The 20,294-nt window shown below is 67.1% G+C and carries 16 protein-coding genes; 8 read left to right on the top strand and 8 right to left on the bottom strand.

Translation table 11 applies throughout. The features are described 5' to 3' along the window. Window positions 1-39: 39 nt before the first annotated feature. A complete protein-coding gene (locus BXA00_RS19685; protein WP_076520120.1) occupies window positions 40-954 on the top strand; it encodes a DUF72 domain-containing protein in 915 nt (304 codons plus the stop codon). Window positions 955-1,022: 68 nt separating this feature from the next. Here BXA00_RS19685 and BXA00_RS19680 read toward each other — a convergent pair whose 3' ends face one another. Beyond that, complete coding sequence (locus tag BXA00_RS19680; protein ID WP_369825577.1) at window positions 1,023-2,540, bottom strand: PLP-dependent aminotransferase family protein; 1,518 nt, start codon at window positions 2,538-2,540, stop codon at window positions 1,023-1,025. Window positions 2,541-2,636: 96 nt separating this feature from the next. Between BXA00_RS19680 and BXA00_RS19675 the strand changes: the two genes are divergently transcribed. The 3 genes from BXA00_RS19675 (at window position 2,637) to BXA00_RS19665 (ending at window position 6,476) form a co-directional block, all read left to right on the top strand. Next, on the top strand, window positions 2,637-3,899 hold the full coding sequence (locus tag BXA00_RS19675; protein WP_076520119.1) for a 4-aminobutyrate--2-oxoglutarate transaminase: 1,263 nt from the start codon (window positions 2,637-2,639) through the stop codon (window positions 3,897-3,899). A 145-nt stretch (window positions 3,900-4,044) separates the two neighbouring features. Next, window positions 4,045-5,514 (top strand): NAD-dependent succinate-semialdehyde dehydrogenase, encoded by a 1,470-nt coding sequence (locus tag BXA00_RS19670; protein ID WP_076520118.1) that lies wholly within the window; start codon window positions 4,045-4,047, stop codon window positions 5,512-5,514. Window positions 5,515-5,621: 107 nt separating this feature from the next. Beyond that, complete coding sequence (locus tag BXA00_RS19665) at window positions 5,622-6,476, top strand: inositol monophosphatase family protein (RefSeq protein WP_076520117.1); 855 nt, start codon at window positions 5,622-5,624, stop codon at window positions 6,474-6,476. 184 nt (window positions 6,477-6,660) lie between these two features. Here the strand turns inward: BXA00_RS19665 and BXA00_RS19660 are convergent, their stop codons facing one another. The 7 genes from BXA00_RS19660 to BXA00_RS19630 all read right to left on the bottom strand — a co-directional run bounded on the left by BXA00_RS19660 (window position 6,661) and on the right by BXA00_RS19630 (window position 16,310). Continuing rightward, on the bottom strand, window positions 6,661-7,479 hold the full coding sequence (locus BXA00_RS19660; protein ID WP_076520116.1) for an NAD-dependent protein deacetylase: 819 nt from the start codon (window positions 7,477-7,479) through the stop codon (window positions 6,661-6,663). 41 nt (window positions 7,480-7,520) lie between these two features. Next, window positions 7,521-8,468 (bottom strand): serine O-acetyltransferase EpsC, encoded by a 948-nt coding sequence (epsC, locus tag BXA00_RS19655; protein WP_076520115.1) that lies wholly within the window; start codon window positions 8,466-8,468, stop codon window positions 7,521-7,523. Window positions 8,469-8,679: 211 nt separating this feature from the next. After that, entirely contained in the window at window positions 8,680-9,732 is a 1,053-nt protein-coding gene (gene galE / locus BXA00_RS19650) for a UDP-glucose 4-epimerase GalE (RefSeq protein ID WP_076520114.1), read from the bottom strand. A 12-nt stretch (window positions 9,733-9,744) separates the two neighbouring features. Beyond that, window positions 9,745-11,412 (bottom strand): glucose-6-phosphate isomerase, encoded by a 1,668-nt coding sequence (gene pgi, locus BXA00_RS19645; RefSeq protein WP_076520113.1) that lies wholly within the window; start codon window positions 11,410-11,412, stop codon window positions 9,745-9,747. A 13-nt stretch (window positions 11,413-11,425) separates the two neighbouring features. Continuing rightward, window positions 11,426-12,823, bottom strand: a complete 1,398-nt coding sequence (locus tag BXA00_RS19640; RefSeq protein ID WP_076520112.1) for a phosphomannomutase/phosphoglucomutase — start codon at window positions 12,821-12,823, stop codon at window positions 11,426-11,428. 21 nt (window positions 12,824-12,844) lie between these two features. Next, complete coding sequence (locus tag BXA00_RS19635; protein WP_076520111.1) at window positions 12,845-15,106, bottom strand: GNVR domain-containing protein; 2,262 nt, start codon at window positions 15,104-15,106, stop codon at window positions 12,845-12,847. Between the two features lie 67 nt (window positions 15,107-15,173). After that, window positions 15,174-16,310 (bottom strand): polysaccharide biosynthesis/export family protein, encoded by a 1,137-nt coding sequence (locus BXA00_RS19630; RefSeq protein WP_076520110.1) that lies wholly within the window; start codon window positions 16,308-16,310, stop codon window positions 15,174-15,176. 242 nt (window positions 16,311-16,552) lie between these two features. On the opposite strand from BXA00_RS19630, the gene BXA00_RS19625 reads away from it, so the two are divergent. The 4 genes from BXA00_RS19625 to BXA00_RS19610 are packed head-to-tail and all read left to right on the top strand — an operon-like array spanning window position 16,553 to window position 20,294. Continuing rightward, window positions 16,553-17,962 carry an undecaprenyl-phosphate glucose phosphotransferase gene (locus BXA00_RS19625; protein WP_076520109.1) on the top strand — a complete coding sequence of 470 codons (1,410 nt, stop codon included), beginning with the start codon at window positions 16,553-16,555 and terminating at the stop codon, window positions 17,960-17,962. Further along, complete coding sequence (locus BXA00_RS19620; protein ID WP_369825576.1) at window positions 17,952-18,461, top strand: GDP-mannose mannosyl hydrolase; 510 nt, start codon at window positions 17,952-17,954, stop codon at window positions 18,459-18,461. The genes BXA00_RS19625 and BXA00_RS19620 overlap by 11 nt, the downstream gene beginning before the upstream one ends. Window positions 18,462-18,466: 5 nt before the next feature. Beyond that, window positions 18,467-19,897 carry a mannose-1-phosphate guanylyltransferase/mannose-6-phosphate isomerase gene (locus BXA00_RS19615; RefSeq protein WP_076520108.1) on the top strand — a complete coding sequence of 477 codons (1,431 nt, stop codon included), beginning with the start codon at window positions 18,467-18,469 and terminating at the stop codon, window positions 19,895-19,897. A 34-nt stretch (window positions 19,898-19,931) separates the two neighbouring features. Then, window positions 19,932-20,294 (top strand): VanZ family protein, encoded by a 363-nt coding sequence (locus BXA00_RS19610; protein ID WP_076520107.1) that lies wholly within the window; start codon window positions 19,932-19,934, stop codon window positions 20,292-20,294.

The following is a 20,294-nucleotide window of genomic DNA, read 5'->3' as shown; positions in this document are numbered from 1 at the left end:
ACAGAAATTTTGGATTTTCGTCTGATACGCCCCGGCGCCATGGCTGATTTCCCCCGCATCCTGACCGGCACCGCCTCCTGGACCGACCCCACCCTGCTGGCCTCGCGCCGCTTCTATCCCCCCGAGGCGCGCAGCGCCGACGCGCGGCTGCGCTTTTACGCGTCGCGCTTTTCGCTGGCGGAGGTCGATTCCAGCTTTTACGCGCTGCCCACGCCGGAAAACGCCTACCTGTGGGCCACCCGGACGCCGGACGACTTTGTCTTCAACATCAAGGCCTTCCGGCTGTTCACCGGCCACCAGACGCCGCTTTCGGCCCTGCCCGGCGACATCCGGCGCGAGCTGGCGGACTGGCCGGAGCCGGTGCTCTACCACGACCAACTGCCGCCCGACCTGCGTGACGAACTCTGGCGGCGCTACCAGCTCGCGCTGGAGCCGCTGCGGCTGCCGGGCAAGCTGGGCGCGGTGCATTTCCAGTTTCCGCCCTGGATCCGGCGCGATGCCCGCGGCAAGGCGCGCGTGGCGGACTGCGCGCGGCGCATGCAGGAGCATCTGGTCTCCGTGGAATTCCGGCACCGCAGCTGGTTCGACAGTCCCGCCGCCACCGCGGACACGCTGGCCTTCGAACGCGACCTGGGCGTGGTGCATACGGTCGTGGACGCACCGCAAGGCTTTGACAACACCGTGCCCGCCGTCTGGGAAAGCACGCATCCGGATCTGACGCTGCTGCGGCTGCACGGGCGCAACGCGGCGACCTGGAACGCGTCGGGTCCGGCGTCGTCGGGACGATTCCAGTACGAATACTCGGAAGAAGAGCTGGCCGAACTGGTGGCCCGGTTCACCCGGCTGGCGTCACAGTCGGCCCAGGCGCACGCCGTGTTCAACACCAACTTCGAAGACCAGGGCATGCGCAACGCCGCGGCCTTCGCGTCGGCGCTGCGGCTGCCAGGCGTGTAGCCGGGCATTAGGTAGGTGTCTGACACCCGCAGAGCCCATCTTCAATCCACGCCGGTGCCACAAGGGGGTCAGACACCGGTCGCACCCATCGCCGCGGCCAGCGCTGGCTTTCGCGCCACTTCCGCCAGACTTTCCAACAGCACCTCGAATTTGCGCGCGATGTCGTGCTCGGGGACGCAGGCGTAGCCCAGCAGCAGGCCCGGCCGCCGCCCCTCGTCGTTGACGTAGTAGCGCGACAGCGCCCGCGTCAGCACGCCCTTGCTGCGCGCCACCTCCACCACGCGCAGGTCGTCCATGTCCGGCGGCAGCGTCAGCACCAGGTGCAGGCCAGCCATGCTGGCGTCGCGGTGCAGCCAGTCCGACCCCAGCCGCCGTTCGATCAGGTTGACCAGCATGGCGCGGCGGCGCCCGTACAGCATGCGCATGCGGCGGATGTGGGCCGCGTAATGGCCTTCGGAAATGAAGGTCGCCAGCGCCGCGTGCGTCATCAGGTGCCCTTCCCGGTACAGCTCCGCGTGCGCGGCCTGGAACGCCGCCGTCAGGGCCTTGGGCAGCACCAGGTAACCCACGCGCAGGCCCGGGTACAGCGTCTTGCTGAAGGTGCCCATGTAGATCACCGGGGCGTCGGGCTCCAGGCCCAGCAGCGAGGCGATCGGCCGGCCCGAGAAGCGGAATTCGCTGTCGTAGTCGTCTTCGATGATCCAGCTTGCGCTCTGGCGCGCCACCGCCAGCAACTGGCGCCGGCGCGTCAGCGACATGACGGGCCCCAGCGGGTACTGGTGCGACGGCGTCACGAAGATGAAGCGCGGCGGCGTGCCGGGGGTATCGGGCAGGCGCATGCCCTCTTCGTCCACCGGCAGGTGCACGGTGCGCAGGCCGTTGGCCTGCAGGATGGTGCGCGCGCCCCAGTAACCGGGGTCTTCGACCCACGCGGTCTCGCCCGCCTCGCCCAGGATGCGGGTGGTCAGGTCGATGGCCTGGTGGGAGCCTTCGGTGATGATGATCTGCTCGGGGTCGCAGTCGATCGAGCGCGTCAGCGCCAGATGCTGCGCCAGGGCCTCGCGCAGCGCGGGCAGGCCGCCGCCATACGAATAGGTCAGCAGGTCCGGCGACGGATTGCGCCACAGCGCGCTGTGGATGCGGCCGAACTTCTTGTGCGGGAACTCGGTCAGGTCGGGCACGCCCGGCATGAAGGCGCCCCACTGGTAGGGCGAGGCCGACGCGCCGTCCACGATGGCCGCGCCGCGCGGCGACAGGGCCGGACGCGCCTGCGCCTGCTGCGCCTGGCGCGCGCGCCGGCCGCTGGCCAGGTAGGAATCGGGCACCGACGCGTTGACGAAGGTGCCGTTGCCCTGCCGGCTGCGGGTATAGCCTTCGGCCAGAAGCTGGCTGTAGACGTGGACGACGGTGTTGCGGGCGATGCCCAGCTCGGCCGCGAGGTCGCGCGTGGCGGGCAGGCGCGAGTCGGCGGCAATGGATCCATCCAGGATGGCTTCGCGGATGCCGTGGTACAGCCGCTTGTTCATGGGCTCGCTGGCGCCGTCGGCCAGACGCAGCAGCAGCAGATCACCGACGATGGACCGCAATTGGTTCTACCTGATTTATCAAAGTGGTTCCCACAAGTGGGGCCATCGTAGCATTAAATAGGTGCTTTACCGCCCATCACTCTCATCGAGACCGAGATGAAGAATCAGGATCTGAATACCCGCCGTTCCCTGGCCACGCCGCGCGGCGTTGGCGTCATGTGCGACTTCTATGCCGTGCGCGCGGAAAACGCCACGCTGTGGGACGCCGAGGGCAAGGAATACATCGATTTCGCGGGCGGCATCGCCGTCCTGAACACCGGCCACCTGCACCCGAAGGTCAAAGCCGCGGTCGCCGCGCAACTGGACAACTTCACGCACACGGCCTACCAGATCGTGCCGTATGAAGGCTACATCTCGCTGGCCGAGCGCATCAACCGCCTGGCCCCCATCGACGGCCTGAAGAAGACCGCCTTCTTCACGACCGGCGTCGAAGCCGTCGAAAACGCCGTCAAGATCGCCCGGTCGGCCACGGGCCGCTCCGGCGTCATCGCCTTCTCGGGCTCCTTCCATGGCCGCACGATGCTGGGCATGGCGCTGACCGGCAAGGTCGCCCCCTACAAGCTGTCGTTCGGTCCCATGCCCGGCGACATCTATCACGTGCCGTTCCCCAACGCCACGCAGTCCATCAGCGTGGCCGATTCGCTCAAGGCGCTGGACCTGCTGTTCAAGGTGGACATCGATCCCAAGCGCGTCGCGGCCATCATCATCGAGCCCGTGCAGGGCGAAGGCGGCTTCAACATCACGCCGCCCGAACTGATGACGGCGCTGCGCAAGGTCTGCGATGAACACGGCATCCTGCTGATCGCCGACGAAGTCCAGACGGGCTTTGGCCGCACCGGCAAGCTGTTCGCCATGGAACACCACAGCGTGCAGGCCGACCTCATCACCATGGCCAAGAGCCTGGGCGGCGGCCTGCCGATCTCCGGCGTGGTCGGCCGCGCCGACGTGATGGACGGCCCCGCCGCGGGCGGCCTGGGCGGCACCTACGCCGGCAACCCGCTGGCGGTCGCCGCCGCGCATGCCGTGCTGGACGTGATCGCCGAGGAAAAACTGTGCGAACGCGCCACCCAGCTGGGCGACAAGCTGCGCGCGCACCTGGAAGGCCTGCGTGGCAAGGTGCCCGGCATCGCCGACGTGCGCGGTCTGGGGTCGATGGTGGCGCTGGAACTGAACGACGCGGCCGGCAAGCCCGATGCCGAAGCGGTCAAGCGCGTGCAACAGCGCGCCATCGAGAAAGGCCTGATTTTGCTAAGCTGCGGTGTGTATGGGAACGTCCTGCGCTTCCTGTATCCCTTGACCATTCCCGACGCCCAGTTCGCACGCGCGCTGGACATCCTGTCCGAGGCGCTGGCCGCCTGAGGCGACAGGCCCTGAATAACCGGTTATTCGGCCGGCAGGAACAACGATTGCGGGCGTAGCAGGCAAGGCGGCTTGATAACCAGGCCGCACGCCTGCCGCGCCCGCAGTCGCTTGGCCCGCCGCGCCTTTCAAGGAGACTCCCGACATGACAGCATTGACCCATCCCCTCTCGCGTCCCGACCTGCTGCGCGACGCCTGCTACATCGACGGCAAGTGGGTAGGCGCCAACGGCGGCGCATCCATTCCCGTGGACAACCCCTCCACCGGCAAGACCATCGTGTCGGTGCCCAAGCTGGGCCGCAAGGAAACCGAGCAGGCCATCGCCAGCGCCCAGGCCGCGCTGCCCGCCTGGAGCGCCAAGACCGGCAAGGAGCGCGCCGCGATCCTGCTGAAGTGGGCGCAGCTCATGATGCAAAACCAGCAGGACCTGGCCGCCATCATGACGTCCGAACAGGGCAAGCCCGTCACCGAAGCCGCGGGCGAAATCGCCTACGCCGCCTCGTTCCTGGAGTGGTTCGCCGAAGAAGCCAAGCGCATCGACGGCGACATCCTACAAAGCCCCAAGGCCGGCCAGCGCCTGATGGCGCTCAAGCAGCCCATCGGCGTCACCGCCGCGATCACGCCCTGGAACTTCCCCGCCGCCATGATCACCCGCAAGGTCGGCCCCGCGCTGGCCGCCGGCTGCACCATGGTGGTCAAGCCCGCGCAGCAGACGCCGCTGACCGCGCTGGCGCTGGCCGTGCTGGCCGAGGAAGCCGGCGTGCCGGCCGGCGTGTTCCACGTCATCACCGGCAGCTCGCGCGACATCGGCGCGGCCCTGTGCGAAAGCGACGTCGTGCGCAAGCTGAGCTTCACCGGCTCCACCGAAGTCGGCCGCACGCTGATGGAGCAATGCGCCCCCACCATCAAGAAGCTGTCGCTGGAACTGGGCGGCAACGCGCCCTTCATCGTGTTCGACGATGCCGACCTAGACAAGGCGGTCGACGGCATCCTCGCCTCGAAGTACCGCAACGCCGGCCAGACCTGCGTGTGCGCCAACCGCATCTACGTGCAGGCCGGCGTCTACGAAGAAGTCGCCAAGCGCCTGGTCGCCAAGGTCAACGCCATGAAGGTGGGCGACGGCTTTGAAGATGGCGTGACGCAGGGCCCGCTGATCGACCGCAACGCCGTGGAAAAGGTGCAGGAGCACATCGCCGACGCCACGGCCAACGGCGCCAAGGTCATCGCCGGCGGCAAGCCGCACGCCAAGGGCGGCACGTTCTTCGAACCCACCGTCGTGCGCGACGTGACCCAGTCCATGCGCTTTGCCAGCGAAGAGACCTTCGGCCCGGTGGCGCCGCTGTTCCGCTTTGACGCCGAAGACGAAGTCATCGGCATGGCCAACGACACCATCTTCGGCCTGGCCGCCTACTTCTTCACCCGCGACTACGCCCGCATCTGGCGCGTGTCCGAGGCGCTGGAATATGGCATCGTCGGCATCAACACCGGCCTCATCTCCAACGAGGTCGGGCCCTTCGGCGGCGTGAAGCAATCGGGCCTGGGCCGCGAAGGCTCCAAGTACGGCATCGAAGAGTACCTGGAGATCAAGTACCTCTGCGTCGACCTGGGCGCATGATGTCCGGCGCGCGCGTATCGGCCACGCCATGTGGCCGATACGCGCGCGTGCTTCATTCGGATACGCTCCAGGCATGGTAGATTTGCGCGTTCCCTGGACGAGTCCGTATGAGCAGAACCTTCACCCTTGAGGACACCCGCAAGCTGGCGGCCATCCTGGCGGAAACCGCGCAAACCGAGGTCATGCCCCGCTTTCGCAACCTGCCCGAAGGCTCGGTGCGCGGCAAAAGCTCCGTGCGCGATCTGGTCACCGACGCCGACGAAGCCGCCGAACGCCTGATCGCATCGCGCCTGGGCAAGCTGCATCCCGGCGCCGTGCTGATCGGCGAGGAAGCCTCCGCGCGCAATCCCGCCCTCTTGAACATGCTGGTCGACGCCGACCTGGCCTTCCTCATCGATCCCATCGACGGCACGCGCAATTACGTCGCCGGCCTGCCGCTCTTTGGCATGATGATCGCGGCCTGCCATCGCGGCGACGTGATCGCCGGCGTGATCTACGACCCGGTCAGCCGCGACAGCGCGCTGGCCGTGCGCGGCGAAGGCGCCTGGCTCGAATACGAAGGCGGCCGGCGCGTCCCCCTCACCGTCGCGCCTCCCGCGCCCCCCGAAGACATGGACGGGTTCATCGCCACCGGCGCCCTGCCCGAGCCGCTGCGCACCACCGTCAACGGCAACCTCTCGCGCCTGGGCAGCACGGCCAGCCTGCGGTGCGCCGCGCACGAGTACCGCATGCTCGCGGCGGGCCACTGCCATGTCTCGCTGTACAACCAGCTCACCGCATGGGACCACGCCGCCGGCTGGCTGCTGCACCGGGAAGCGGGCGGCTACGCCGCGCATTTCGACGGCTCCCCCTACAAGCCCACCCATCGCAGCGGCGGACTGCTGTACGCGCCGGACGCAGGAAGCTGGCACGCAGCGCGCAAGGCGCTGCTCGGGGACGCATCGGAAGGCATCGAAACGTGACAAAGGCTTGACAGACCCGCATCGGCCACCCCTCAAAATATGGGGTTATCCCTAGGAGTTATCCCCAGTTCCTGTGGACAACCCTATGGAAAGGTCTGTAACCGGCCGAAAAAAACGTTGCCCGGCAAGCACTTGCTTAGACCGGTCAACAACTTCCCGCCCCGCCCTGCCGGGCGCCGGCGCCCTACAGCGACTCCAGCGCCAGCGCGCAGGGCTGCTCCACCTTGAGGGTCAGGAGGCTGTCGGCGCGGGTGCGGCCCAGGTTGATGGCGGCAATGGGAATCCCGCTGCGCGAGGCGGCGGTCACAAAACGGTAGCCCGAATACACCATCAGCGACGAGCCCACCACCAGCACGGCGTCGGCGCCTTCCAGGCCCGCGTTGGCCCGGTCCACGCGCTCGCGCGGCACGGTTTCGCCGAAGAACACCACATCCGGCTTGACGATTCCGCCGCAGCGCGGACAGGGCGGCACGGCAAAGCGCGAAAAGTCGTGGCCATCGAGATCGGCGTCGCCATCGGGCGCATCGCTGGCCTCGAACTTCAACCAGTCCGGGTTCAGCGCATGCAGGGCGTCCTGCCAGTCGTGGCGGCCGCCGCGCCAGTCGCAATTCATGCAGCGCACGGCGTCCAGCCGCCCGTGCAGATCCACCACGTCGTGGCTGCCGGCGGCCTCGTGCAGGCCGTCGACGTTCTGCGTCACCAGGATGGACACATGGCCGCGGGCCTGCAGGCGCGCCAGCGCAAGGTGCGAGGCATTGGGCCGCACCTGCCCGAAACGGCGCCAGCCCACCATGCTGCGCGCCCAATAGCGCGACCGGGCCAGCTCGCCGCCCATGAAGGTCTGCAGCGTCATGGGCTGCTGGCGCTTCCACTCGCCGTCCGTGTCCCGGTAATCGGGGATGCCGGAATCGGTGCTGACCCCTGCTCCGGTCAGGACGAACAGCCGGGGGTGGCGGTCGATGAAGCCGCGCAGCGCGGCCAGCTCCGAATGTGCGGTATCCAATCCTCGATTCTCCCCGTTGCGCCCGCCGCGGCGGGCGGTGTTCAGCCGCCCAGGCCGCAATCCGGCATGTCGCTGACCAGGCTGGCCTGCGTGACGTTGCTGCCCGGCGGCACGCTGCGCGTGAGCCAGACGTTGCCGCCGATGGTCGAGCCCTTGCCGATGGTCACCCGGCCCAGGATCGTCGCGCCCGCATAGATGACCACATCGTCCTCGATCAGCGGGTGGCGCGGCAGGCCCTTCTTGAGTTCGCCGTTTTCGCCGGGCGGAAAGCGCTTGGCGCCCAGCGTGACCATCTGGTAGAGCCGCACGCGGTCGCCGATGATGGCGGTCTCTCCGATCACCACGCCGGTGCCGTGGTCGATGAAGAAGCTGCGGCCGATGGTGGCGCCAGGGTGGATGTCGATGCCGGTATCCGCGTGCGCGATCTCGGCCACGATGCGCGCCAGCATCGGCACGCCCAGGCGGTACAGGACGTTGGCGAGGCGGTGATGGATCATGGCCACCACGCCCGGATAGCACAACAGGACTTCGTCGACGCTGTGCGCCGCGGGATCGCCCTGGTAGGCGGCCATCACGTCCAGGTCGAGCGCCGCGCGCAGCGCGGGCAGCTCGGCGCCGAACTGCCGCACGATGTCGATGGCGCGCTGCTGCGTGTGCGCCAGCAGGGTGGGGTCGTCGCGGTTCACGTACTGCAGTTCCAGCCCGACCTGGTGCAGCAAGGCATCCAGCGCCGCGCCGATGGTGTGGCCCACGTAGAAGTCCTCGACCTCTTCGCGCAGGTCGATGGGCCCCAATCGCATGGGGAACAAGGCGCCACAGAGACTCTTGACGATCTGGCGCAGGCTTTCCTGCGACGGGAATTCACGCGCGCCGGCGTCGTCGCGCAGGCGTCCGCGCGGGCCGCGCCAGGCGACGCGCGCCTCGCGCAGGCCGGACACGATGCTGTCCAGGTTCCAGTGCGCGGTGGGCAGGTAGGTGGGGCCGTTCATGGCCGAGCTCCCGAAAGGGGGCCGGCGGATCGGACGGAGGGATGGATCTCGAACATGGAGTTTGCCTCGCTGACGATGCGAAGCCCCCGGCCGGTGCGCCGGGCAATGCTGCTTCGCAATATTTCCGTCAACTGTAACCGCTCCGGCGCATCGGCTGGAAGTCATCCGATATGGCGTTGGGGTTTTGCGGCGTGCGCGCTCGGTGTGCGCATCATGCGGCGGCCGGTTCCACCTCGTACCCCTGCGGGTTGCCCTGTTGCCAGCGCCAGCCGTCCGCGCACATGGATTCCACGTCGTAGGTGCTGTGCCATCCCAGCAGCGACGCCGCCAGCGCGGGGTTGGCCCACATGCGCTCGACATCGCCCGCGCGCCGCGGCAGGACGCGCAGCGGGATCTTGCAGCCGTTGACCCGTTCAAACGCGCGCACCAGCTCCAGGACGCTGGTGCCCTGCCCCGTGCCCAGGTTGACGGCGACAAAGCCGGGATGGGCGTCGGCATAGGCCAACGCCTGCACGTGTCCGCGCGCCAGGTCCATGACGTGCAGGTAGTCGCGCACGCCGGTGCCGTCAACGGTGTCGTAGTCGTCGCCGAACACGCGCAGGAAGGGCTGCCGTCCCACCGCCACCTGCGTGATGAATGGAAAGAGATTGTTGGGCAGGTCGCGCGGACTTTCACCGATCAGGCCGCTGGGGTGGGCGCCGATGGGATTGAAATAGCGCAGCGTGACGACGCTGAACGCGGGACTGGCCACGCACAGGTCGCGCAGCATGTCCTCGACGATCAGCTTGGTCCGGCCATAGGGGTTGGTCGGCGCCAGCGGATGGGCCTCGGTGAACGGCAGGTACTGCGGTTCACCATAGACCGTCGCCGACGAGCTGAACACCAGCCGCGACACGCCGGCCTCGCGCATGGCGCTCAGCAGCACGAGCGACCCCTGCACATTGTTGTCGTAGTACTTGAGCGGGTCCGCCACCGACTCGCCCACCGCCTTGCAGCCGGCCAGGTGCAGCACGGACTGCACCGGCCTGCCCCGGGCCGCGGCATCCGCCAGCACCGAGGCCACCAGGCCCGGCGTGCGGATGTCGCCTTCGATCAACGGGATGGGCGCGCCGCAAAGCTGCTCCACGCGGCGCACGGCCTCGCGGCTGCCGTTGCTGAAGTTGTCCAGCACCAGCGGCCGCAGGCCGGCCGCGAGCATCGCCACCAGGGTATGCGTGCCGATGTAGCCTGCGCCGCCCGTCACCAGCACGTGCGTGTCCGGCATGTCCGCGCTCCGTCAGAGATGAGCCGTCATGCCCGGCACCCACGCATGGCGGGGACGCGGCGCCTGCGCGTGGCTGCGGTAGCGGTCGATCCAGTACGACGTCGACGCATCGTGGCCCCAATCGACCACGCCCGCCGACACCGGCACCGCCAGTTCGCGCTCGATGCCGCTGGCCAGCCGCTTGCCCAGTTCCACGCCATATTGGTCGAACGGGTTGATGCCCCAGACCACGCTCTGCACGAACACCTTGTGCTCGTAAAGGGCCAGCAGCGCGCCCAGGCCGCGCGGATCGAGCTGGCGCAGGACGATCAGGGTAGACGGCCGTCCGCCCGGGTGCACCATGTGGTGCGCCAGGCTGAGCGCGCGCTCCTGGTCGTCGATGTGCGCCACGTCCAGCAGCGCCTGCTCCAGGCTCTTGCCGCGCAGCAGCGCCTGGCGCTGCGCCAGGCAGTTGGCCAGCAGCATGCGGTGCGCGTCGGGACTGTCGGCGTGGCCCTGCAGGCTGGCGATGAAGTCCACCGGCGCGCCTTCCTCGCTCTGGTGCAGCCACTGGAAGAAAGTGTGCTGCCCGTCGGTGCCCGGCATGCCCCAGATGATGGGCGCCGTCGGCACGCCGACCGCGGCGCCATCGCCCGCGACCCGCTTGCCCAGCGATTCCATCTCGAGCTGCTGCAGGTAGGTCACCAGATGCAGCAGGCGCGCGCTGTAGGCGGCGACGTTCAGCGAATTGAATCCCAGCACGCTGCAATTGACCAGCCCGGCCAGCGCCAGCTGCACCGGCGCGTTGGAGGCGAACGGGGCCTGCTTGAAGTGCTGGTCCATGGCCTCGGCCCCGGCGCGCATGCCGATCAGCACGTCGGCGCCCACGGTGAGCGCAATCGACAGGCCGGCGACCGACCACACGGAATAGCGTCCGCCCACCCAGTCGCACATCTTGAAGACCTGGCTGGACGGCACGCCGAGCGCACGGGCGGCCGGGGCGTTGGCGGTCACCGCCGCCAGGTGGTCGGACACGTCGGCCACGCCGCCCTGCTTGAGCCACGCGATGGCCGCGCGGGCGTTGTGCAGGGTCTCGGACGTGGTGAACGATTTGGACGACACGACCACCAGCGTGCGGCGCGGGTCCAGCCCGGCCACCGCGTCATGGAAGGCATGGCCGCAGATATTGGACACGAAGCGGATCTGGCGGCGCTGCAGCGGTCCGCCAAAGGCCTGCACCGCCAGGCGCGGCCCCCAGTCGCTGCCGCCGATGCCGATGTGCAGGACGTTGGAAAAATCGGCCGTCTGGTCCACGCGCCGCACGAAGTCGGTCATGCGCGAATACTCGCAGACGGAGTCCGCGTCCTGCCCTTCCGGCTGTTCGCGCGTGCGTCCGGCCCGCAACGCGGTATGCCATGCCGCCCGGTTTTCGGTCCAGTTGACCGGCTCCCCGGCAAACAGCGCGCGTCGCGCCTCGTCCAGTCCACGCGCCTGCAGCAGCGCCTGCCCGGCGCTGTCCAGCGCCGCAGACTGGCGCTGCATGGTCAGGTCCACGCACAACCCTGCCGCTTCGATCACCTTGAGCGCGCTGGCGTCCAATTCGGCGCTTTGCGCGGCCTGCGCGAAAGCCACCCACTCCGGGCTGTCCGCCAGCCCGGAGTCTGCCCTTAACGCCTCAATCGCCTGTTGAGCCTTTCCCATCGCGTGATGCTCCTTAGAACGGTAAACGAATGTGAGGTGCAATGCGCTTGAACGCCTTGCGGAAGTCCTCCTCGATACGAGCCAGTGCGGCCACGTTGTCTCCTTCGAACCGGAGTACCACCGTCGGCGTGGTGTTGGACGGACGCGCGAGGCCGAAGCCGTCGGCGTAGTCCACACGGATTCCATCGAGCTCGTTGATCGACACTGCACCGGGGAATTCCCCTTGATCGCGCAGCGCCTGCACCAGCTCGACGCCTTCGGTGGTTTCCAGTTTCAATTCGGGGGTGGCGCAGGACTGCGGCAAGCTTTCCAGCAAAGCCGAGGGGTCCGGCGCCGACGACAGGATCTCCAGCAGGCGGGCGGCGGCATAGATGCCGTCGTCAAAGCCATACCAGCGCTCCCTGAAGAAAATGTGGCCGCTCATCTCCCCAGCAAGTAGCGCTCCCGACTCGCGCATCTTGGCCTTGATCAGGGAATGTCCCGTCTTCCACATGATGGCCTTGCCGCCCGCCTCGGTGATGGCGCGGGCCACATGGCGGCTGCACTTGACGTCATAAATGACCTCGGCGCCCGGGTTGCGCGCCAGCACGTCGCGCGCAAAGAGGATGAGCTGGCGGTCCGGCCAGATGATCTGTCCCGATTTTGTTACCACCCCGAGGCGGTCGCCGTCGCCGTCGAACGCCAGGCCGACCTCGCAGTCCGAATAACGCAGGCAATAGATCAGGTCCTGCAGGTTGTGCGGGTCGGCGGGATCGGGATGGTGCCCGGGGAAGGAACCGTCCACCTCGCAGAACAGCTCCGTCACTTCGCAGCCCAGCGCGCGGAACAGCGCCGGCGCCACCGCGCCCGCCACGCCGCTGCCGCAGTCGATGGCGATCTTCATGGGGCGGGCCATGCGGATGTCGCCCACCAGGCGCGCCGCGTAGCAGGGCGTGATCTGCATCTGCGTGCGGCCGCCGGGCGTGGCCGCCGCCTCGATCGGCAGGCGCATGGCGTCGCGCAGGGCGGTCAGGCCCTCGCCATACAGCGACCCGCCTTCCATCACGATCTTGAAACCGTTGTGCGCGGGGGGATTGTGGCTGCCCGTCACCGCGATGCCGGTGCCGGTGTCCATCAGCCGCGTCGTGAAATACACCATCGGGGTGGTCGCCATGCCGATGTCGATGACGTGCATGCCGGCCGAGCGCAGCCCGGCCTGCAGCGCCGCGGAAAGCTCCACGCTGCTCAGCCTGCCGTCCCTGCCCACCACGATCGACCGCGCCCCCTGCTCGCGGGCCTTGGTGCCCACCGCCATCCCCAGGCTGTGGGCAAACCTTGCATCCAATTCGTCCGGCACCGTCCCGCGTATGTCATAAGCCTTGAAAACCGCATCCAGGATTTGCGGCGTTTCCCACCCAAAAGTTCCATGCATGCCAGTTTCTCCGGGTGGCGTTCACTTGGGACCGTTCTGTTTCAAATCGCCGTAGTACGCCGCGCGGGAGTATCGATAACCACCGTACTTGGAGCGGAAGCCGAAGCGCTCGGGCAGCAGCTTGAGACCGTTGAACAGCACGCCGTCCACCGGCGCGCCCGCCTGGATCAGGCGCTTGGCCGTCTCGCGGATCTCGCCCACCGTGTTCATGCCCGACCGCACCACCACCATGACCGCGGCGGCATGCGTGCCCACCACGGCCGCGTCCGGAGACGACAGCACGGGCGCCGTGTCCAGGATCACCATGTCGTACTGCGTCGCGAGTTCGCGCAGGGTCTCGCCGAACACCGGCGAGGCCAGCAGCTCGGAAGGATCGAAGGTGACGGCGCCCGTGGCGATGAAGTCCACGCCCTCGGACACGCTGTGCTTTCTGACGCGGCTGAGCGGGATCGTGCCGGTCAGCACTTCGAACAGGCCGTCCTCCTTCGGCACGCCGAAGTAGCGGTTGAGCTGCCCCTTGCGGAAGTCCGCATCGATCAGCAGCACGCGCTTGCCCACGCCGCCCTGGATGAAGGCGAAATTGGCGGACAGGAAGGACTTGCCCACGCCCGCCACCGGACCGGTGAACATGACCATGTTGTTGGTGGACTGGCGCAGCGACGCCTGCAGCACGTTGCGGAAGGACCGCAGGCTTTCGATGGGCGGCGAGTTGCCCTGGCTCTGGGCCAGCAGCGCCGGCACGGTGGCGTTCTTGCGCCGGCTGCGGCGCCACAGCTTGTCCTGCACGTCGCTGTACGGAATGGCGGCCAGCACCGGCAGGCCCGTATGGCGCTCGACGTCTTCCGGCTCGGACAGGCCGCCGAACAGCGCGTTGCGCACGAACGCGCACAGCATCGCGAAGATCAGCCCGGCGGCCGTGGCCACGCCGATGATGATCGCGGCCTTGGGGCGGACCGGCTTGTCGGGCTGCACGGCCGCGTCCAGGATGCGCACATTGCCCACCTTGCCGGCGCGGATCAGCTTGAGCTGCTGGGTGTTGTTGAGCAGCGCGGTGTAGAGCTCGGTGTTCACGCGCACGTCGCGCACCAGGCGCACCACGTCCTGCTCCAGGTCCGGAAGCTGCCTGATGTTGTTGCCCAGGCGGTTGACGTCGCCCGTCAGGGACGCGATCTGGCGATCGATGCCCACGATGCTCGGGTGCGTCGGCGCAAAGCGCGTGATGAGTTCCTGGCGCTTCTGGCGCAGTTCCATCACCCGGGTCTGCGCGTCCACCGATTGCGCAAGGATCAGCTTGGCCTCTTCGCTCAGGTCGATCGTGCCGCGCTTGTTGCGCAGCGCGTTGTACTTGGTTTCCGCGGCATCCAGTTCGGACTTGAGCTGCGGGAGCTGCTGCTCAAGAAAGGCCAGCGACTTCTCGGCCTGCGCCGACTTGCGGTTCACGTTCTGCTGGACATATTCCTGGCCGATCTGGTTGAGCACCGCCGTAGTCAGCGCGGGATCGTTGCCTTCCAGCGTGACGCCGATCACGCCCGAGGCGCGGCCGCGCTCGAAGATGCCCATGCGCGCCTGCACGTTCTCGATCGCCGCCAGGCGCGAACTGCGCGACACCGTGAACTCGGTGCCCGGCCGCCCCGACAACGCATCGACGTGCACATCCATCGCCCCGCCGCCCGGCAGCAGGAAGCGCTCGGGCTTGCCGACCGTGCCGGTGAAGGTGGCGCCGGTCAGCTTGTCGCTCAGCGTGTAGCGGCCTTCTCCCAGCGTGGTCACGCGAAACGGCTTGCCCAGCCATTCATCGGGCACGTCCAGTTGCGAGATCGCGATGGACTCGCCGCCCCAGGCGTAGCCCCCGCGCGGCAAGCCGGACGGATACGGCAGGCTTTCATAACGCTGCGCCAGCCACTCGCCCACCACCGGGAAGTAGCGCGGCTTGGCGTGGATGTAGAGCAGGAACTTGTCGACGGCCGGGCCGACGACCATGCGCGAGCGCAGCACTTCCATTTCACCCGACGTTTCCGCCTTGGTATCGAACATCGACGACACATCGCCCAGCAGGCTGCGCGCCTGCCCGTTCGGAAGCTCCTCTTCAACCTGCACGATGATGTCGGCCGAATAGACTTTCGGCGTCACCATCACATACGCCAAAGCGCCGAGAAACGCGAGCAGGGTGATCCCAATGATCATCCATCGGTTGGAGAAAATGGCATCCACGTGGGACGACAAGGGGGTTTCCTGTTGACGGGCCGGGACGGACGGCTCGAACGATTCGATGGGCAACGACATGCAGCTCTCCAGGAGAGGGCGCCGCCGCGGTTGCGGCGCCCCCAAAGGCGGGTTTTGAGGCGGACTACTAATCGATGGACCGGACGGTCTGTACGGTTTGCGCGCTCGGGAACAGGTTGCTGATGAAGCGGTTCCACCGCACCAGGCCGGCCGAATCCACGAACACGACATCCTTGGGTTGCAATTCAAACTTGGCGCCCACGGCCAGGGCCTGCGGCGACGCGGCATTCAAGTGGTAGACCAAAGGCTTTGCCTCCTCCGTGCCGCGCACGACGAAAATTTGTGAGGTATCGGCCGTGATCTGGTTCGGCCCGCCTGCCAGGCCCAATGCCTCGGTCAGCGACATGCGTCCATCACGCATGACGGAAGCACCGGGGATGAACACTTCGCCCATCACGAATACTTTGCTGTCGTCGCGCGGCGTGACTCTCACGATGTCCCCTGGCTTGAGCATTACCTGGTTCAGGTCCTGGCCGCGCTCGATCAGCGCGGGAAGGTTCACGCGAGTACGCCGGCCATCGCGGATCACATAGACCGCGCTGCGGTCGCCGGTCGGCAGAATGCCTCCGGCCCGGTTGAGCGCCTCCAACAGGGTCATGGGAACATCGTTGATCGCAACCGTGCCCGGCGTTGTCACCTCGCCATCGACAAAGATGCGCTTGCTGCGATATCCCAGAACGCGTACGGTGATCTGCGGGTCCTGTATGTACTTGCTCGAACTATTCACTATGAGATTGCGAGCCTGAAGTTCCGTCAACCCCGCCACTTTCAGCAGTCCCGTATACGGAAACTGGATATATCCCGTGGATGAGACCGTATAGCCCGGAATGCCCGAGGCGGTATCCCCGATGGCTAGTTCCGTTGCCCCGGACCCGATGGCGTAGGTTTGCGTCGGAAGCACGAGTTCGGGGTGATCCCACACGACGATGGAGAGGATGTCTCCCGGCCCGATAAGGTAGGGTCCCGGCTTGCCGATCAGGTGGCTGACGCCTTCGTTGTCCAGCAGCGCTTCACGCGCGCGCTGCTCTTCGAGAACGAGGGAGGGCGTGATCTCCTTGATGACGGCCTTGGAGTCCGGATCCAGCGGGTCCGCGAGGTGGTTCGCGCTGAAAGTCATACCGGGAGACAAGGCGCAAGCGCCCAGCGAGGACACGAGCGCAATAGCGGCTATGGCTCGGCTCAACGTTCCGAAAAATGTAGTCATGGCAAATCCACAGTGAATGACTTCGTTGCTTGGAAAGGAGCCCGATGCGTAACGGGTTGCGACATTCCACACTCTTTTCCTAGGCCCGCACATTCGACGGATGCCTTAAGCCTTCTCCTACACCGTTTGGAGGTTTCGGGTAGGCGGCGCACTCAATAAGATTTTGTCGGTAGCCACATGCTTTGCGGCACTGCACAGTTTTTGCTTGGCGCAAAGCGCTCCCTTCCGAACAGGAGTGCGCGATGGACCCGTCCCAAACGGACACGTCGGCAAGATTCAGCGGGACAAGCTATCTCTATCGCTTGCTCGACGCCGCGATCGTCATCACCTGCGGCCTGACTGCCACCGGCTTGAAATTCTCGGATGAAGCCCTGGCGGATCCTCCGCAGATTCATCTGTTCCTGATCTACCTGTGCGGCCTGGGCGCGATCGCGATCTTTCCGGCGTTCCGCCTGTACGTGTCCTGGCGCGGGCGCCTGCTGACCGATCTGCTGGTGCGCAGCATCGCCGCGTGGGCCACCGTGTTCGCGCTTGGCATCTTCGTCAGTTTTCTCATGCACCAGACCGGCGCGATATCCCGCTTATGGGCTGCAACCTGGTTCGGCATGACGGCGCTGGCGCTGGCCGGCGTGCGCGTCGCCGTCTATACGGCGCTGGGCGCGGCGCGCGATCGCGGCCTGGACAAAAAGCGCGTGCTGCTCGTGGGCTTTGGCGCGCTGGGGCACGACATGTGGCGCCGGGTCGAGAAGTACCGCGAGGCCGGCTACCAGATCTCGGGTATCTACGCCGAACCGCATGAGATCCTGCCGCCGCAGGTCCGCCGTCTGCATGGCCTGGAAAACCTGAGCGACTTCGTGCGCGAGAACAAGGTGCGCGAAATCTGGATCGTGCTTCCGATGGAGGCGGGCCAGGAACTACGCGAAGTGCTGTATCACCTGCGCAACGACCTGGTGGATATCCGCTGGATTCCGGATGTGATGTCGATCCAGCTGTTGGGCCACCGCATCGGCGAATTCCTGGGCCTGCCCGCCATCCAGCTCAACAGCCTGCCCGCCGCGGGCGTGCGCGGCTGGGCCAAGGAGGCATTCGACCGCAGCTTCGCGCTGTGCGCGCTGATCGGCCTGGCGCCGGTGATGCTGACGGTGGCCCTGCTGATCAAGCTGACCTCGCGCGGCCCGGTCTTCTTCACGCAGCCGCGGCTGGGCGTGGACGGCAAGGTGTTCCATGTCTACAAGTTCCGCACCATGACCGTGCACCAGGAACAGGGCGTGGTCACGCAGGCCACGCGCAACGACAGCCGGGTCACGCGCATCGGCGGCTTCCTGCGCCGGACCAGCCTGGACGAGTTGCCGCAGTTCCTCAATGTGCTGCGGGGCGACATGTCGGTGGTGGGCCCGCGTCCGCACGCGCTGGAGCACAACGAAATGTACAAGGACCTGGTGCAGCGATACATGATGCGCCATCGCGTCAAGCCGGGCATCACCGGCTGGGCGCAGGTCAACGGCTTTCGTGGACAGACCGACACGCTGCGCAAGATGAGCGACCGCGTCGAGCACGACATCTACTACATCCAGCACTGGACGTTCAGGATGGATCTGCTGATCATCGCCCGCACGGCGATCTCGGGATGGACGGGCCGCAATGTCTACTAAGCCGTTGGGATGGCCCGTGCATGAAGCGCCGGCGGCGCGCGGCGGCATGCTGGCCCGCTCGGACTTCCGCCAGGCGGTGGAGATGCTGCCCCTGGTATCGATCGACCTGCTGCTGCGCGACGGGGCCGGCAACTACCTGACCGGGCTGCGCGCCAATCCCCCCGCCCAGGGCGCGTGGTTCGTGCCTGGCGGGCGGATCCGCAAGAACGAGCCCCTGCGCGAGGCGCTGCGCCGCATCGTCCAGGACGAGCTGGGCCTGTCGCTGCCCGATCTGGCCTGGACGCCGCGCGGCGTGTACGAGCATTTCTACGGCACCAACTTCGCGGGTGAAGCCGGACGCTCCACCCACTACGTCGTCCTCGCGTACGAGGCCGAGCTTTCCCTGGATACCGCAAGCCTTCCCCTGGCCCAGCACCGCGGCTACCGCTGGCTGCCCGGAGAAGCGATCGCCGCCGATCCCGGCGTGCATCCCTACACCCAGGCCTACTTCAAGGAGTGAGCGCCATGACCAACCCCCCTCCCCCGTACCGGGCAGTCATTCTTTGCGGCGGTTCAGGCTCGCGCCTGTGGCCGTTGTCGCGCGAACTGCTGCCCAAGCAGTTCATCCGTTTGACCGATGACCGCAGTCTGCTGCAGAACACCCTGCTGCGGCTGGGTTCGGCGGGCGCGCAGGCGCGGCCCATGCTCGTCTGCAACGAAGCGCACCGCTACATCGCGGCCGAACAGTCGCAGGAACTGGGGATCAAGGATGTCGAAGTCATCCTGGAGCCGTTCGCGCGCAACACGGCGCCCGCCATCGCCGCCGCCACGCTGCGGGCGATGCAGGATGGCGAAGACCCGGTCATGCTCATCATGCCGTCCGATCATGTGCTGGAAGACGGCGAGGTGCTCAGCGCGGCCTTCACCCAGGCCTACGACGCCGCCCGCCAGGGCGCGCTGGTGACGTTCGGCATCAAGCCGACGGCGCCGCTCAGCGGCTACGGCTACATCCAGGCCGACGAGCCGGGCGCCATGGCCCCGGCGCGCCGCGTGCGCCGCTTCGTCGAAAAGCCGTCGCCCGAGGTCGCCCAGCGCTTCATCGAGGACGGCGGCTACTACTGGAACAGCGGCATGTTCGCCTTCCAGGCGTCGGTCTTCCTGGCCGAGCTGGGACGGCTGGCGCCCAAGATCCTTGAACACGCGCAGGCGGCCGTGGCCACCGGCCATGGCGACAACGGGCTGTTCCACCTGGACGGCCCGGCGTTCGAAGCCTGCCCCAGCGACTCGATGGACTACGCCATCATGGAGCGCACCGACAGCGCCGTGGTCATCCCGCTGGCCGCCTCGTGGAGCGACGTCGGGGCCTGGGACGCCGTCTGGGGCATCGCCCAGAAGAGCGTGGAGGGCAATTCCACCACCGGCGACGTCATGGTGGAGGACTCGCGCAACTGCCTCATCCATTCGACCAGCCGGCTGGTGGCGTCGGTGGGGCTGGACGACATCGTGGTCATCGAGACGGCCGATGCGGTCCTGGTGGCGCACAAGTCGCGTTCGCAGGACGTCAAGCGCCTGGTGGAGACGTTCAAGACCCAGCACCGCGCCGAACTCAACCACCACCGCGAGGTCCAGCGGCCGTGGGGGTCTTACGACTCGGTCGGCCAGGGGCCGCGCTACCAGGTCAAGCGCATCACCGTGAAGCCGGGCGCGCGCCTGTCGTCGCAGATGCACCACCATCGCGCCGAACACTGGATCGTGGTGTCGGGCACGGCGCGCATCTACAACGGCGACAAGCAGTACCTGCTGACCGAGAACCAGTCGACCTACATCCCGCTGGGCGAGATCCACAGCCTGGAGAACCCGGGGAAGATCCCGCTGGAGATCATCGAAGTCCAATCGGGCGCGTATCTCGGCGAAGACGACATCGTCCGTTTCCAGGACATCTACGGCCGTGTCTGAAAGGAAGGATTCGGTCCCATTCTGGCGCCCGGGCATGGCAAGGATCTGCCTGCCCGTGGCGGCCGTGTTCTTCATCGTCCTGATCACCGTCGGCAACCTGCCCGGCCTGGCGGCGGACATGTCCGATGCGTTCGGCGACAAGCGGCTGCACCTGGCCGCCTACGCCTTCCTGACCGGGCTGATCTACGTATCCGTCAACCGGCGCCCCGCGCTGGTGGCCATGCTGGCGGTCACCACATTGGGCGTTGTAGACGAAACCATCCAGTCTCTTTTTCCCTACCGAGAGGCTGAACTCTTAGACCTTTTGGCCGATATCTCAGCGGCTGGTGCAACAGTAATCTCATTGCACATTGGTACCGCAGCCATCGGCTCCTTTCGTGCAGTCACTAAGTCTTAA

Source organism: Achromobacter sp. MFA1 R4 (genome assembly GCF_900156745.1).
Lineage (GTDB): Bacteria > Pseudomonadota > Gammaproteobacteria > Burkholderiales > Burkholderiaceae_B > Achromobacter.
This window is presented reverse-complemented; position numbering and strand designations above follow the sequence as displayed.

Coding starts and splice junctions, on each gene's coding strand:
- BXA00_RS19685 (WP_076520120.1), top strand. CDS start 40: ATGGCTGATTTCCCCCGCATCCTGACCGGCACCGCCTCCTGGACCGAC.
- BXA00_RS19675 (WP_076520119.1), top strand. CDS start 2,637: ATGAAGAATCAGGATCTGAATACCCGCCGTTCCCTGGCCACGCCGCGC.
- BXA00_RS19670 (WP_076520118.1), top strand. CDS start 4,045: ATGACAGCATTGACCCATCCCCTCTCGCGTCCCGACCTGCTGCGCGAC.
- BXA00_RS19665 (WP_076520117.1), top strand. CDS start 5,622: ATGAGCAGAACCTTCACCCTTGAGGACACCCGCAAGCTGGCGGCCATC.
- epsC (WP_076520115.1), bottom strand. CDS start 8,468: ATGAACGGCCCCACCTACCTGCCCACCGCGCACTGGAACCTGGACAGC.
- galE (WP_076520114.1), bottom strand. CDS start 9,732: ATGCCGGACACGCACGTGCTGGTGACGGGCGGCGCAGGCTACATCGGC.
- pgi (WP_076520113.1), bottom strand. CDS start 11,412: ATGGGAAAGGCTCAACAGGCGATTGAGGCGTTAAGGGCAGACTCCGGG.
- BXA00_RS19640 (WP_076520112.1), bottom strand. CDS start 12,823: ATGCATGGAACTTTTGGGTGGGAAACGCCGCAAATCCTGGATGCGGTT.
- BXA00_RS19635 (WP_076520111.1), bottom strand. CDS start 15,106: ATGTCGTTGCCCATCGAATCGTTCGAGCCGTCCGTCCCGGCCCGTCAA.
- BXA00_RS19630 (WP_076520110.1), bottom strand. CDS start 16,310: ATGACTACATTTTTCGGAACGTTGAGCCGAGCCATAGCCGCTATTGCG.
- BXA00_RS19625 (WP_076520109.1), top strand. CDS start 16,553: ATGGACCCGTCCCAAACGGACACGTCGGCAAGATTCAGCGGGACAAGC.
- BXA00_RS19620 (WP_369825576.1), top strand. CDS start 17,952: ATGTCTACTAAGCCGTTGGGATGGCCCGTGCATGAAGCGCCGGCGGCG.
- BXA00_RS19615 (WP_076520108.1), top strand. CDS start 18,467: ATGACCAACCCCCCTCCCCCGTACCGGGCAGTCATTCTTTGCGGCGGT.
- BXA00_RS19610 (WP_076520107.1), top strand. CDS start 19,932: ATGGCAAGGATCTGCCTGCCCGTGGCGGCCGTGTTCTTCATCGTCCTG.